Source organism: Arthrobacter sp. ISL-5 (assembly GCF_018613835.1).
Lineage (GTDB): Bacteria > Actinomycetota > Actinomycetes > Actinomycetales > Micrococcaceae > Arthrobacter.
The window spans coordinates 1-13,899 of the sequence record NZ_JAGGPM010000025.1 but is presented as its reverse complement, the minus strand read 5'-3'; the positions used below and the strand labels follow the sequence as shown (position 1 = coordinate 13,899).

Sequence of the window (13,899 nt, the reverse complement as noted above, 5' to 3'; positions counted from 1 at the left end):
GCGGCTGCGCACCCACGTGCGCAGCCGCCGCTTTTTGTCGGCGTACTGAAGGGAGCGGCCCGGGAGGCCGTGGCCTCGCCCATCCAGACGAACGCCCTCCGGCCGCTTGTGGCGTCCCGGAGGGCGTTTGTGTCTGCCCGGCTCCACCCGCCGCGCCAGTCGTCAGTAAGATCGCAGCATGAGCGAGACTGCCGCCAATTCAGTGACCCTCCGCTTCCTCGCGGCCCCTACGGACGTCGGCCACAGCGGCTCCGTCGACGCCGGAACGGTCCTGGAGTGGGTGGACAAGGCGGCCTACGCCGCAGCCGTGGGCTGGGCGAAGTCCTACTGCGTTACTGCCTATGTGGGCAATATCCACTTTGCGGACCCCGTCAACAGCGGCGACATGGTGGAAGTCACCGCCACCATCGTTTACACGGGCCGGTCCTCGATGCACATCCGCACCGTCGTCTCCTCCGGCGATCCCAAGGGCGGCCCGGCAACCATGCGCAGCCAGTGCATGGTGATCTTCGTGGCCGTGGGCGAGGACGGCAAGCCCATCCCCGTGAAGCAGTTCGAACCCGCCACCGCACAGGAACTGGAAGAGCGCGACCACGCACTGGCCCGGATCGGGATCCGCGAACGGATCGTGGAAGCCATGAACGCCCAGGAATATACCGATGCCGGCACCGCGGAACGTGTTGTCCTGCGGTTCATGGCAGCTCCAACGGATGTCAACTGGGGCGGCAAGGTCCACGGCGGCATCGTCATGAAATGGATCGACGAGGCGGCCTACGTCTGCGCATCGCGCTACTGCGGCAAGGACACTGTGGCGGTGTTCTCCGGCGGCGTCCGGTTCTACCGTCCGCTCCTGATCGGCCACGTGGTGGAGGTCGAGGCCAGGCTCGTCTACACCGGAACCAAAGGTATGCACGTGGCGGTACATGTCCGCTCGGGCGACCCCAAAAGCCGCGAACTCAATCTGACCACCTACTGCCTCACCGTCATGGTTGCCCGTGACGCCGAGGGCACCTCCGTCCCCGTTCCCCCGTGGGTCCCCGTTTCGGACGAGGACAGGCGCCTGCACGCGCATGCCCGTGAGCTGCTGGAAATCCGCGCGGCCGCGCCCGGGAACCGGCTGCCCAACCATCTTCTGCAGCAGAACCACTGATAAGTCGCCGCTGAGCCGTTCCAGCGTCACGGCACGAAAACGACCGCCCCTCACGGCCCTCAACTGCCGGCCACGCATGTCCATCACTGCGCCATAAAATTGCTATTGATAATCATTTGCATCTAGAGTCAGCTCGGAATAGACCGTTGACTATGCAAAAGGAACAGAAAATGGCTTGGCGCAAGATGAGGGCCGCCGGCGCGTCGGCCGCCGCAGTGCTGATGATGGCAGGCTGCGCCGGGGAGGGCGCCAAGGACAACCAAGAACCGCGCCAGCCGCTGAAGGTGGTGGGGCAGTTCGAGCTCCACAGCCTGGACCCGTCAACAAGCGGTGGGTTCTTCACGCGGCTGCAGGTCGCCGAGACCCTGGTCGACGCCGATCCCCAAAGCGTCCTGCAGCCGGGGCTGGCGACGAGCTGGGACACTTCCCCCGACGGCCTCACATGGGGGTTCAGGCTCCGCCCCGGCGCACACTTCCACGACGGGACTCCGGTGACCGCTTCTTCTGTCGCTGCCGCACTGGACACGGCCCGGGGCAAGGCCGGAACGCCCCTGTCAGAAGTCCCCGTCAGGGCAATCACCGCCGACGGCCAGGCTGTGAAGGTGGCCCTGGCCAGGCCCTTCGCTCCGCTTGCCGCCGTACTGGCTCACACCAGCACGCAGATCCTCGCCCCCAGCTCCTACACCGCGGATCGGAAAGTTGCCGAGATCGTGGGTTCCGGCCCCTACCGCATCAAGCGGCTGGAGCAGCCGGCGAACATCGAGTTGGCGGCCTTCGAGCAGTGGCAGGGTAAGAAGCCTGCCATCACCGAGGTGAAATATCAGGCCGTGGGGAGGTCGGAAAGCCGGGCGCTGATGGCAGAGAGCGGCCAGTCCGATGTCACGTTCGGCATGGATCCGACCAGCCTCCAGCGCCTGAAGCAGGCCGGCAAGGTGGACATCGCCGACGTGACGCTGCCCCGCACGATCCTGCTCAAGGTCAATGCGGGCCACGAAATCCTCGGCGACGTCCGCGTTCGGCGTGCGCTGAGCATGGCCCTGGACCGTGAGTCGATGGCCACGGCGCTGCTCCGGGACCCCGAGATGGCCGCCACCCAGCTGTTCCCGCCCTCACTCCCGCAATGGCACCAGAAATCCACCACGGCGTTGACTCACGATCCGTCCGGAGCGCGCGAGCTGCTGGCCCGGGCCGGCTGGAGCCCAGGCCGTGACGGCACCCTGGAACGGAACGGCCGCAAGTTCACTGTCACCCTGCGCACCTTCCCCGACCGCCCGGAACTGCCGATTCTTGCCACCGCCATCCAGGCCAAGCTGAAAGAGCTGGGGATCGCACTCCAGGTGAAGATCGGCAACTCCAGCGAGATCCCCGCCGGTCACCAGGACGGCTCACTTGAGCTGGGCCTCTACGCCCGTAACTATGCACTGGTACCAGACGCCCTGGTCACACTGGCCGATGACTTCGGCCCGGACGGTGCGGACTATGGCGCGATGGGCTGGAACAGCCCGGCCCTGACGTCGACGCTGAACACCATGGCCAGCGGCACCGACACCGACGGCGCGGCCGAGGGCCGCCGCCAGGTGACGGAAATCCTGCAGAGCGAACTGCCCGTCATTCCTGTCGCGTGGTACCGCCAGAGTGCCGTGGTGAGCCAGCGGGTGGACGGGCTCGTCCTGGACCCGTTGGAGCGCTCCTGGCGCCTCACTGATCTGACCTGGACAAAGTAGGCAGGAACCGTTCATGAACGCATCAACAACCACACGCCGGGCCATCGCGGCGCCTGCCGCCCGGGTCCTCCGGCAGCGCGCTGTCCAGGCGGTCGGCCTCGTTCTTCTCGTCTCGACGGCGTGCTTCGCCATCGTGCAGAGCCTGCCCGGTGACATCGCCTACCGCATCGCTGCGGGCCGCTACGGCTATGACCAGGTGACCGCGGCGTCGGCGGACACGGTCCGCGCTGAGCTGGGCCTGGACAGGCCGGCGTGGCAGCAGCTCCTCGACTGGCTCGGTGACCTCGTTTCCCTGGACCTTGGCACCTCCCTGGTCACCGGCGCCGACGTGGCCGGTGAACTCGGCCTCTATTTCTCCAGCAGCCTGCAGCTCGCCGCTGCGGCGCTGGTCCTGGCGCTGGCGGTCGGTGCGACGGGCGGAGCCCTGGCCGCCGCCAGGCCCGGCGGTGCATTGGATCGAATCACGACGTTTTGGGTGTCCGGCGCGCGCGCCCTGCCGCCCTTCCTGCTGGGCCTGGTGCTGATCCTGGTCTTTTCGGTTCATCTTGGCGTACTGCCCGCCGCGGGCCACGGTGAAGCCAGCAACTTCGTGCTCCCGGCCGCGACTTTGGCCGTGGGGCTCTCGGGGCTGTTTGCCCGGGTGACCCGTGACGCCGTCGCGCAGATCCGGCAGTCCGAGTACGTCCGGTTCGCCGCGACCAAGGGCCTGGGCGGCCGGCTGGTGTTCCTTCGGCACGTACTCAGGAATACCGGCGTCACCTTGATCGCCTATGTCGGCGTGCAGACGCTGATCCTCATCGAAGGCGTGGTCGTGGTTGAAAGCCTCTTCGCCTGGCCCGGACTGGGACATGCTCTGGTGCACGCGATTTTCTGGCGGGACATCCCGATGATCCAGGCTACAGCCGTGGCCCTGGCGCTCCTCGTGGTCGTCTTGAACACGGTGGTTGACCTCGGTTCACTGGCCATCGATCCCCGTCCCCGCCGTCGGGAGGTAGTTCTGTGATGGCTCCTTTCGATACCGGAAGAACTGGCGTGGAAACCGGCAAGCCGGCACAGGGCGGGCCCCCGGCTCTTCCCTTGGTCCCGGCGGCGCGGCGCCGGTTGGTACCAGGAACGGCCGTCCAGGGCGTCGCGGCTGCCCTGCTGGCCGTGCTGGTGCTCTTCGCGCTCATCGGTCCGCTGGCCTGGCCGGACCACGCCGTTCAGGACCTGTCACGGTTCCTCGAAGCACCCAGCCTGGCGGAGCCGCTCGGCCGGGATCACTTGGGCCGGAGCGTCGTTGCCCGGCTGGCCCACGCCACGCAGCTGTCCCTGATGATGGCAATTGCCTGCGTGGGTACTGCCCTGCTGGTCGGAACAACAGGCGCTCTCATCGCGGCATGGCGCGGGGGCTCGATCGAGACTGCCCTCAACGGCTTGTCCGAGGCGTTCATTGCGCTGCCGGCCCTTCTGGTGATCCTCATATTTTCCGCCCTGGCCAACGGGGATCTGTGGACCCTCTACGCCGGGCTGGCGCTGTCACAGTGGGTCGAGTATTTCCGCATGGTCCGGGCCCGCAGCGCCCTGGTGCTCGCCGGGCCGGCTGTGGAGGCCGCCGGCTTGCTCAGGCTGGGTCCCGTCCACGTCATGCGCCGCCACCTCTGGCCGGATCTGCGGCCGCTGCTGACCACCATGGCCACCTTCGGAATCGGCTCCTCAATCCTGGCCCTGTCCACCCTGGGATTCGTCGGGATCGGGGTCCGGCCTCCCACGCCGGAACTGGGGCTGATGATCACCGAGGCGTTCCCCTACTATCACGAGGCACCGTGGATGTCTCTCGCCCCCGTCCTGGTCCTGAGCACTATCCTGATCGGGCTCCTGAGCCTGCGAAGCAAGGAGGCCCGCCAATGAGCATGCGCCTAAACCACCTCGTCGTCAGCCACGCTGACAGCACCCTGGTCGATGTGGGCACCCTGGACTTTGAGCGCGGCCGCCCGGTGACGATCGTCGGCGAAAGCGGTTCGGGGAAATCCCTGCTGGCCCATGCGATCATGGGGACACTCCCGGCGAACCTCACGGCGCGGGGAAGCCTGGCCATGGACGGCCAAACGTTCGACCTGTCCGACCGGGCAAACCGCCGCGGGCTCTGGGGCCGGCTAATGTCCCTGCTGCCACAAGAACCCACGCTCGCCTTGGACCCCACAATGCGCGCCCAGGAACAGGTCGCCGAAGGCGCCACCTCCTTCACAACAGACAGCAGCGGCGCCCGCCGCACAGCAGGAACGCTGCTCGCTGCCCTTGGGCTCGGACACGCGTCCCGCGCGTTCCCGCACACGCTCTCCGGCGGCATGGCCCAACGCGTCGCGTTCGCCGCCGCCACCATCGGCGGAGCGCCCGTGCTCATAGCGGATGAGCCGTCAAAGGGCCTGGACGAGCGCGCCCGGACCGAGCTGGCAGGACTGCTGAAGCTGCACCTCGACGGCGGCGGCATCCTGCTGACCATCACCCACGACCTGGACCTGGCCCGAGAACTCGGCGGGGATGTCCTCGTCATGAAGGACGCCCACGTCGTTGAGCAGGGTTGCGCCCGGCAAGTGCTCACTGAGCCGGCTCATCCCTACACACGCAGGCTGCTGGAAGCCGAACCGGCGAACTGGAACCATGCGTGGGCGCGACGCGGGGCACCACCAGAAGAGGGTGGCACCGCGCTTGTCTCCGGCGAAGGGCTGTCCAAGGCCTTCGGCGGCCAGCAACTCTTCTCGGACCTCTCCGTCACGATCCGGGCCGGGGAACGGGTCTCCCTGGGCGGTCCCAGCGGCAGCGGCAAAACGACTCTGGGCAACGTGCTGCTGCGACTGCTGCCGCCCGATGCCGGATACGTCCACCATGCCGTCGCGCTCCGCGGAGGCCGGCTGCAAAAGCTGTACCAGGACCCGGCACTGGCGTTCCCCGCCCGAGTCGCCCTGCGGGACCCCTTCGGCGACGTTATCCGCCGTCACCGGCTGGAGCCAGCCCGCCTCGAGGAACTCATGGCCTCGCTCGGCCTCACACCGGCACTTCTCAACCGCAGGCCCGGCCAGGTCTCCGGCGGGGAACTGCAGCGGCTCGCGATCATCAGGGCCATGCTGCTCGAACCCGCCCTCGTCTTCGCCGACGAACCCACCTCACGCTTGGACCTCATCACCCAGGAACTGACCGTCGCCTGCCTCATGGACCAGGTGGACCGGCATGGCTGCGCGCTGGTGCTGGTCACCCATGACTATGCCCTCGCCAACGCTGTCGCCGGCCGCCGCATCCCGCTGGGAGTCGCGGTCACGGAACGATTGGTCCAAGGCGCGGGAACGCCGGTGTGACGCCTCCGGTGTGACGCCGCACGGCCTGGCACCGGGCGCCACGCTTGGTGCCAGGTTCCGCGGGTCAGAACCCGCCGCCCCCGGCATCCGCCGCCATGTTGGCGAAGCGCGAGTAGTGCCCCTGGAACGCGACCACGATGTCCTTCGTGGGCCCGTTACGGTGCTTGGCGATGAGGATGTCCGCCTCACCGGCCCGCGGGGACTCCTTGTCGTAGACGTCCTCGCGGTGCAGCAGGATCACCATGTCGGCGTCCTGCTCGATGGACCCCGATTCGCGAAGGTCCGACACCATGGGCCGCTTGTCCTGGCGCTGCTCGGAACCACGGTTCAGCTGTGACAGCGCGATGACCGGGACCTGCAGCTCCTTCGCGAGCAGCTTCAGTGCACGCGAGAACTCCGAGACCTCCTGCTGGCGGGACTCCACCTTCTTGCCGGAGCTCATCAGCTGCAGGTAGTCGAGGATCACGAGTTTAAGGTCATGCTGCTGCTTGAGGCGCCGGCACTTGGCCCTGATCTCCATGAGGGACATGTTGGGGCTGTCGTCAATGAACAGCGGAGCATCGTTCATGCGGCCCATGGTGGTGGCGATCTTGGACCACTGCTCGTCCTTGATGGTGCCCTTGCGCAGGTCCTGCAGCCCGATGGTGGCCTCGGCGGACAGGAGACGCATGGCAATCTCGTTCCGGCCCATTTCGAGCGAGAACATCACCGTGGCCAGGTTGTTCTTGATGGCAGCGGAGCGGGCAAAGTCCAGCGCGAAGGTGGATTTACCCACAGCGGGGCGGGCAGCGATGACGATCATCTGGCCCGGATGCAGTCCGTGGGTGAGCTCGTCCAGCTCGTAGAAACCGGTGGGGACGCCCACCATGCCTTCGCCGCGGTGGCCGGAGGCCTCGATCTCGTCCACCGTGGACTCCATGACGTCCTTCAGGACGACGTAGTCCTCAGCGGTCCGGCGCTCGGCGACGGCATAGACCTCAGCCTGCGCCTGGTTGACGAGGTCTTCGACTTCGCCGTCCTGGCCGTAGCCGAGCTGGACGATCTTGGTGCCGGCGTTGACCAGGCGCCTGAGGACGGCCCGTTCGGCCACGATCTCGGCGTAGTAGCCGGCGTTGGCCGCGGTGGGAACGGTCTGAATGAGCTCGTGGAGGTAGGCAGGACCGCCAATCCGGTTGATCTCGCCGCGCTTGGTCAGCTCGTCCGAGACCGTGACCGCATCCGCGGGTTCGCCGCGGCCATAGAGGTCGATCACGGCCTCGTAGATGGTTTCGTGGGCAGGGCGGTAGAAGTCCTGGCCGCGGAGGATCTCCACGACGTCGGCGATGGCGTCCTTGGAGAGCATCATGCCGCCCAGGACGGATTGTTCGGCCGGAATGTCCTGCGGAGGCTTGCGGCTGCCTTCGGAGCTGCGGGTGCCCTCGATTGAGTCCAGGTGCGTAACTGACAAAGCTGCCGTCCTCCATTGTGTCCGCAGTTCCCGGAGGAATCTGCGGCGGGTGTGCCGTATGCCGGGTGGGCCGTTCAGCGGAATCTGCCGCGCGGCTAGTGCAACTACACCAGCCAGCCCTGACATTTTCCGTCGGACGCCGTGCCCCCGCGGCGACACCCTCATCAACAGGTTTTCCACAGGCAGCACGGAATAGCCGGGGCCTGGAAAACCATCAGCTCCGGTGTGCCGGACCGAAAGCGAACCGCGTCCTGATGGGGTGTCTCCGCTACGTTAGCGCCCACCGGGCAACGCACAAAGCCCGCAGTTCTGCACCTCTGTGGATAACCTGTGCACAACGCTCCCCTGCTTGTGCACAGCCTGTGGGTGAAGCTGTGGAAATCAATTTTCTTTCGGGCATATATAGCCTCTGACCTGCGAAAACGCTGCTGTGGACCTGTGGACTGAAGAAAATATTTCCGTACCTTCATCCACAGCCTGAAGCCGTTTGCTGGGGATACCGGCCGGTAATTTCGGGCTGTGGACGAGCAAATACGCGGTTCGTGCGAGCAAAGTCACCGCCAGGCCGCGGGCGGCGCGTTCAGGGCCGGGCCGCCGGAGGCGCGCATAGGGCCGGGCAGCGGCCGCTATATACGCCTTCCGGCACATGCTGTGGATAACGCGCATCTGGCCTAAGCTCTAACTATGGGCGACGTTCTGATAGTCATATTGCCTGTCCTTATCCTCTTGGCTGTCCTTTGGGCCCTGTCCACGGCGCTGAAGCCGCGGGACACCGGCATGTCGGACGCGGAACGCTACCAATTGGATCTGGCCAGGCGTTCACAGGCCCACTACGCCGCTCAGGTCCAGGCCGCGACGGCCGCCCGCGCCCGCGTTGACGCGGCAACCCGGCCCAGCCAGAACGAACAGCAGCACACCCAGCAGCAGGACCACGCCCGGGCGGCGCTCCTCGGCCAGCCAGGGTCAATCGCAGGCCAGGGGCAGCACGCTTTCCAGAGTGCTGTTCTGCCCGGGGGCCAGCTCAATCCGCAGTTGGCCCTCCAGCTGCAGTCCATGGCGCGCAACGGGCAGAAAATCCAGGCAATCAGGCTTCTGCGCCAGGCAACCCACTCCGACCTTTTGACCGCCAAGCAATATGTAGATCGGCTTTAGAACAATGGAATCGCTCGTGATCCCCCTCCTGATCCTCGTGGCCGTCGCCGTCGCCGTGACTCTCACGGCCCGGGCCTGGGGGCGCCGGCGGAAGTCCGCCGGACCCGCCCCGGCCCCGCCGGAATCCGCGGAACTGGCGAAAATGGCTGCCGCGAAGCTCTCGGAAGACGACCACCGGAGGCTGTATGCCCTGATTGCGCAGGGCCAGGCCATGGCCGCGATCAAGCTCTACTACGAGGTCTCAGGCCAGGGCCTCAGGGCCTCCCGGGACGCAGTAGCCGCGCTGGCGGCCCACCCGCAGCCCTTCCGCTCGCCGCCGCCACAGGCAGCCAGCGAGCCCGATGCCGACGACGACACGCCGCAGCGCTTCCCTTACCGGTACCGGGCGATCGCCAGCAAGGGCGACGTCACCCGCGAGGTCAGCAGCAACATGCTGAACGACGAGATCTACGGCCGCATCCGCACGCTCGCCAAGAGCGGAAACACGGAGGCCGCGGCCACGGCGCTGACACGGCACTCGGACATCACCATGAAGCAGGCCCGCGAATTCATCGCGCTGCTTGACGACTGAATCGCCCTCCGGGAACCCGGCGACCTCTAGAAGTCGAAGAGGTCGCCCAGCCAGCCTTCCTTCTTCTTGGGCCGGCGTCGGTCGTAGTCGCCGTCATAGCCTTTAGCGTGGCCGCGGTCATCGTAGCGGGGCTGGTCACGCCGCTGCTCGTAGCTCCGGTACAGGGGTGGCGGGGCCATGCCGACCGGCGGGGCAGGCGCCGGGGGCGCCACCGGTGCTCCTGGTCCCCCGGCGGCCACACGGTCAATGATCTTGTCCAGCTCCCCCCGGTCAAGCCACACGCCCCGGCACTGGGGGCAGTAGTCGATTTCGACGCCGCTGCGTTCGCTCATGATCAGGTCTACAGAATCAACAGGACATTTCATGTCCGGCACAACGAGCGGGTGCGGAGAATAGTTCGCTGGCTCCCGTTGCCTGTCAGGCGCCTGAGATGCCCGCTAGCAACTGTTCAAAGGGCAGGGACTCCAGCGGGGCGGCCTTCCGGCCCGGCTGCGCGCCCTCGAGCAGCTGGCTGAACTCGGCCGCAGCGCGGTCGATCCGCGCCGAAAGGGGCGAGCCGCCGTCGTCCGTGTTGCCCCAGTCCTGGGGGCCCGCGAAGACGGCCGTCGCAGCCGTCCGCGTGCGCAGGTAGCTGAACAGCGGCCGCATGGCGTACTCGAGGACCATCTGGTGGCGGTCAGTGCCGCCCGTGGCGCCGAGCAGCACGGCCTTTCCGTCCAGTGACTTGGGATTTAGGACATCGATGAAGGACTTGAAGAGCCCGCTGTACGAGGCACTGAAGACGGGCGTGACGGCGACAATGCCGTCCGAGGCCTCCACCCCGGCGATCGCGTCCGCAAGGCGGGGCCCCGCATAGCCCGTGACGAAATTGTTGGCAATGTCCACGGCCAGGTCGCGGAGTTCCACCACGTCCACTGCCGCCTCATATCCTGCCGCCTCCAGCCGCTGCTTGGCGGCTGCGGCGAGCTGGTCGGCAAGCAGGCGGCTCGACGACGGCACGCCCAGGCCGGCGGACAGAACGGTGATACGGCGGGTCTCCACGGTGTTCTCCTCAGGTTCGACTGCCACTGACAGTACATGCGTTTGCATCTACTGGCTCAACCCGGGGCCCTTCGCGTTTATTCCGCAGCAGGCGCCGGGCACTTCGCACCGGTCCTCGCTCCCGTCCACGCTCCCGTCAGGCGGGTCCGCGGGACCGGATTCCCGCGAAGTAGACTGCGCCCATGACAGAAAACAAGACGCAGGTGACCGGCGCTTCGGCGGACGAATTCGTTGCCGGCGTGGAGCACCCCGTCCGGCGCCAGGACGGCCTTCGGCTGCTGGACCTCATGGCGGAACTGACCGGAGAGGGACCCGAGATGTGGGGGCCCACCATCGTGGGCTTTGGCCGCGTGCACTACAAGTACGCGACCGGCCGCGAGGGGGACATGCCCGCCGTCGGCTTTTCGCCCCGGAAGGCCAGCCTCTCGCTGTACGGCCTGACGATTGCGCCGGAATCCGCGGAATTGCTGGCCCGGCTCGGCAAACACAAGACCGGCTCTGGCTGCCTGTACGTGAACAAACTCGCTGACGTGGACGAGGCGGCGCTGATCAGGCTCGGCTACCGCTACTGCACCACCGTCATTCATCAGGCCTGAGCGGTCCGTGGGGTTGTTAACGCGAAAGCCCCCGCCGTCGGCTTCCCGGAGGAATCCGACGGGGGGGCCGTCAGCAGTTCAGGACTGCGTAGCGGTCTGGCGTGAAGCCGGAACGGCTACTTGCCTGCGACTACGTCGAGTTCGATCACAGCGGCAACGTCGTCGTGAAGACGGACGTTCGCCTGGTAGGAACCGACCGACTTGATGTGTGCCGGCAGTTCAACCTTGCGCTTGTCGATGCGGCCAAGGCCAGCGGCCTCAACAGCGTCGGCCACGTCGCCCTGCTTGACGGTGCCGAACAGGCGGCCGCTTTCGCCGGCCTTGACGACCAGCTTGACCGGCTTGGCGGAGAGTGCAGCGGCCTGCTTCTGAGCATCTTCCAGGGAAGCGTGCTCGCGGGCAGCGCGGGCAGCCTTGATGGACTCAACCTGCTTCTCGCCACCCTTGCTCCAGGTCAGAGCGAAGTTGCGGGGCAGCAGGTAGTTACGTGCGTAACCGTCCTTGACCTCGACAACGTCGCCAGCAGCACCGAGACCGGTTACTTCGTGGGTCAGAATGAGCTTTGCCATGTTAGTTAATCCCTTCCTTAGCCGCGGCCAGCGCCGGAGTAAGGCAGCAGAGCAACTTCGCGGGCGTTCTTGATTGCCTGGGCGATCTTGCGCTGTTCCTGCACCGTGACGCCAGTGACGCGACGGGCGCGGATCTTTCCGCGGTCGGAGATGAACTTGCGCAGCAATGCTACGTCCTTGTAGTCGATGACAGTGATGTCAGCGGCCTTCAAGGGGTTGGACTTTGGTTTGGGCTTACGGAGTTCAGCCTTAGCCATCGTGGAGCTCCTATTCTATGGAGCCCGTGGATATTGATCCACGGGATGGTGGTGGTCCGACGGCGGCAGTCACCACGGTGCCTTCGGCACCCGGGCGGTTCCGGCGTCGAACCTTTAATTTGTTGTTTTAGAAGGGAGGTTCGGAATCCGGGCCGTTGCCCCAGCTGCCGCCTGCATTGCTGACCCCGGGCGTTGCCCAGGGGTCTTCCTGCGCTGCGGGCTGGTTGCCGCCCCAGGTTCCTCCGGTGTTGCCGCCCTGGTTTCCACCCTGGCCGCCACCGAATCCACCGCCGCTGTTGCCTCCGCCGAAGCCACCCTGGCCACCCTGACCGCCGGAGCGCTGGGTGCGGTTGACCTTGGCATTGGCGTAGCGCAGGCTCGGGCCGATTTCATCGACTTCGAGCTCGATAACGGTGCGCTTCTCGCCTTCTTTTGTTTCGTAGGAACGGCTCTTCAGGCGGCCGTTGACGATCACGCGCATGCCCTTTGTCAGGGACTCGGCAACGTTTTCGGCCGCTTCGCGCCACACCGATGCGCGGAGGAACAGGGTTTCCCCGTCCTTCCACTCATTGGACTGGCGGTCAAAGGTGCGAGGCGTGGAAGCGATGGTGAAGTTCGCTACTGCCGAACCTGACGGTGTGAACCTCAGTTCGGGGTCATTGGTGAGATTACCGATGACCGTAATAGTGGTTTCGCCTGCCATCTACTGCCTCCTTGTTCGTTCCTGCGGGGTAAAGAATAAAAGCCGGGAGCTGAAATTACTCAGCAACGACCTTCTGCTCTTCGGGGCGGGTGATCTTGGTGCGCATGATGGTCTCGTTGAGACTCAGCTGGCGGTCAAGTTCCTTGGCGGTTTCCGGCTTGGCGGTGAAGTTCACCACGGCGTAGATACCTTCGGACTTCTTCTTGATGTCATAGGCGAGGCGACGACGGCCCCAGATGTCAACCTTTTCGATGGTTCCACCATCGTTGGTGATGACATTCAGGAACTTCTGAAGCGACGGCTCTACGGTACGCTCTTCGACCTCGGGGTCGATGATTACCATCAATTCGTAAGGACGCATATGTGAACCCACCTCCTTTGGGCTAAGCGGTTACGGCATTTCCGTAACAGGAGGTTCATTTGCGGCGCCATGCGCACCCGGCATCCAAAACGGAGGCAGGGCGCAGCACAGACTTCAATATCTTAGTGCATCGAAGCCGGATTCAGCGATTCGTGCTCTGGCTCGAGGCTAGCGTGATGCGGGCCCCGGCAGCAGCAGCGGAGGCACCTATGTGGAAAAAAGGGTCCCTAGAACCGCGAAAGTTTCACCACGACATTGTCCGAAGCGACGGAGACACTGCCCCTGACATAGAAATCGACCTTTCGCGTTTCCTTTTCCCACTCGGGCCTGGCCTTGCTGAAGGATGCATTCCGTTCATAGCTCACGGACGCCTTACCGGGCGTGCTTCCGCTCAGACGCCATGCGCCGTCGAAGGACCGTTGCATCGTGTAGTCCGGTTCGGAGTCAACTGACGACGGCGTAGAGGACGACGCCGGCTCGATAGGTCAGTGCGAGTTTGTCGTAGCGGGTGGCGATGCCGCGCCGTTGTTTGAAGAGGCTGAAGGACCTCTCCACAGTGTTGCGGCCTTTGTAGGTCTCGGCGTCGAAGTTCACGGGGCGTCCGCCGCGTGAGCCGCGGCGTTTGCGGTGCCCGATCTGGTCAGAGGGTTCCGGAATGACGGCTTTGATGCCCCGTCCGCGCAGCAGTGCCCGGTTTGCCCTGGACGAGTAGGCCTTGTGGCCCATCACGGCATCCGGCCGGGTCCTGGCGCGGCCGCCGCCGAGGCGGGGAACCCGTACTGCTTCCATGACGGCCGGGAACATAGGCGAATCGCCGCGGGCCACCGCGAATTTAAGCGGTCGGGTCAAGTACGACACCTTGCAGGCCGTCGTCGCCCCGCCGGGACAGCAGTGGAAGAAGGTCGCCGACCAGATTTTCTGGTCGGAGGCCTTCTGGCTTCGATGACGAAGGTTTGTGCGTCCTCAACAGGCGTCTAGTAGTACTTGGTTATGTTG

The 13,899-nt window shown here is 65.7% G+C and carries 15 protein-coding genes and 1 pseudogene; 8 read left to right on the top strand and 8 right to left on the bottom strand.

What is annotated here, in order from left to right; translation table 11 throughout:
* The first annotated feature begins 178 nt into the window (after window positions 1-178).
* The 5 genes from J7I89_RS13380 (at window position 179) to J7I89_RS13360 (ending at window position 6,206) form a co-directional block, all read left to right on the top strand.
* Window positions 179-1,150 (top strand): acyl-CoA thioesterase, encoded by a 972-nt coding sequence (locus tag J7I89_RS13380; RefSeq protein WP_214971084.1) that lies wholly within the window; start codon window positions 179-181, stop codon window positions 1,148-1,150.
* A gap of 170 nt (window positions 1,151-1,320) precedes the next feature.
* Window positions 1,321-2,874: an ABC transporter substrate-binding protein gene (locus tag J7I89_RS13375; protein ID WP_214971081.1), complete on the top strand. Its 1,554-nt coding sequence runs from the start codon at window positions 1,321-1,323 to the stop codon at window positions 2,872-2,874.
* Window positions 2,875-2,887: 13 nt separating this feature from the next.
* Window positions 2,888-3,877: an ABC transporter permease gene (locus tag J7I89_RS13370; RefSeq protein ID WP_214971078.1), complete on the top strand. Its 990-nt coding sequence runs from the start codon at window positions 2,888-2,890 to the stop codon at window positions 3,875-3,877.
* Window positions 3,877-4,764, top strand: coding sequence for an ABC transporter permease (locus tag J7I89_RS13365; RefSeq protein WP_214971075.1), 888 nt, complete (start codon window positions 3,877-3,879; stop codon window positions 4,762-4,764). Before J7I89_RS13370 ends, J7I89_RS13365 begins: the two co-directional genes overlap by 1 nt.
* Window positions 4,761-6,206, top strand: a complete 1,446-nt coding sequence (locus J7I89_RS13360) for an ABC transporter ATP-binding protein (RefSeq protein WP_214971072.1) — start codon at window positions 4,761-4,763, stop codon at window positions 6,204-6,206. The genes J7I89_RS13365 and J7I89_RS13360 overlap by 4 nt, the downstream gene beginning before the upstream one ends.
* 64 nt (window positions 6,207-6,270) lie before the next feature.
* On the opposite strand, the gene dnaB is transcribed toward J7I89_RS13360, so the two are convergent.
* Window positions 6,271-7,653: a replicative DNA helicase gene (dnaB, locus tag J7I89_RS13355; protein WP_078028396.1), complete on the bottom strand. Its 1,383-nt coding sequence runs from the start codon at window positions 7,651-7,653 to the stop codon at window positions 6,271-6,273.
* A 684-nt stretch (window positions 7,654-8,337) separates the two neighbouring features.
* On the opposite strand from dnaB, the gene J7I89_RS13350 reads away from it, so the two are divergent.
* Together J7I89_RS13350 and J7I89_RS13345 are read left to right on the top strand one after the other, a co-directional pair.
* Entirely contained in the window at window positions 8,338-8,805 is a 468-nt protein-coding gene (locus tag J7I89_RS13350) for a hypothetical protein (RefSeq protein WP_214971069.1), read from the top strand.
* 4 nt (window positions 8,806-8,809) lie between these two features.
* Window positions 8,810-9,376, top strand: a complete 567-nt coding sequence (locus J7I89_RS13345) for a hypothetical protein (protein WP_214971066.1) — start codon at window positions 8,810-8,812, stop codon at window positions 9,374-9,376.
* A gap of 26 nt (window positions 9,377-9,402) precedes the next feature.
* On the opposite strand, the gene J7I89_RS13340 is transcribed toward J7I89_RS13345, so the two are convergent.
* Complete coding sequence (locus J7I89_RS13340) at window positions 9,403-9,741, bottom strand: zf-TFIIB domain-containing protein (protein ID WP_214971063.1); 339 nt, start codon at window positions 9,739-9,741, stop codon at window positions 9,403-9,405.
* Window positions 9,742-9,793: 52 nt separating this feature from the next.
* On the bottom strand, window positions 9,794-10,417 hold the full coding sequence (locus J7I89_RS13335; RefSeq protein ID WP_214971392.1) for an FMN reductase: 624 nt from the start codon (window positions 10,415-10,417) through the stop codon (window positions 9,794-9,796).
* 182 nt (window positions 10,418-10,599) lie between these two features.
* Between J7I89_RS13335 and J7I89_RS13330 the strand changes: the two genes are divergently transcribed.
* Entirely contained in the window at window positions 10,600-11,013 is a 414-nt protein-coding gene (locus J7I89_RS13330; RefSeq protein WP_214971060.1) for a DUF1801 domain-containing protein, read from the top strand.
* 116 nt (window positions 11,014-11,129) lie between these two features.
* Here J7I89_RS13330 and rplI read toward each other — a convergent pair whose 3' ends face one another.
* From rplI to J7I89_RS13305, 5 genes and pseudogenes are all read right to left on the bottom strand, one after another.
* Window positions 11,130-11,582, bottom strand: coding sequence for a 50S ribosomal protein L9 (rplI, locus tag J7I89_RS13325; protein WP_214971057.1), 453 nt, complete (start codon window positions 11,580-11,582; stop codon window positions 11,130-11,132).
* Between the two features lie 17 nt (window positions 11,583-11,599).
* A complete protein-coding gene (gene rpsR, locus J7I89_RS13320) occupies window positions 11,600-11,839 on the bottom strand; it encodes a 30S ribosomal protein S18 (protein WP_003800144.1) in 240 nt (79 codons plus the stop codon).
* A gap of 127 nt (window positions 11,840-11,966) precedes the next feature.
* Window positions 11,967-12,542 carry a single-stranded DNA-binding protein gene (locus tag J7I89_RS13315; protein WP_214971054.1) on the bottom strand — a complete coding sequence of 192 codons (576 nt, stop codon included), beginning with the start codon at window positions 12,540-12,542 and terminating at the stop codon, window positions 11,967-11,969.
* A 55-nt stretch (window positions 12,543-12,597) separates the two neighbouring features.
* Complete coding sequence (rpsF, locus tag J7I89_RS13310) at window positions 12,598-12,903, bottom strand: 30S ribosomal protein S6 (RefSeq protein WP_015939036.1); 306 nt, start codon at window positions 12,901-12,903, stop codon at window positions 12,598-12,600.
* A gap of 444 nt (window positions 12,904-13,347) precedes the next feature.
* Window positions 13,348-13,719, bottom strand: a pseudogene (locus J7I89_RS13305) (transposase); the annotation flags it as partial.
* Window positions 13,720-13,899 lie beyond the last annotated feature (180 nt).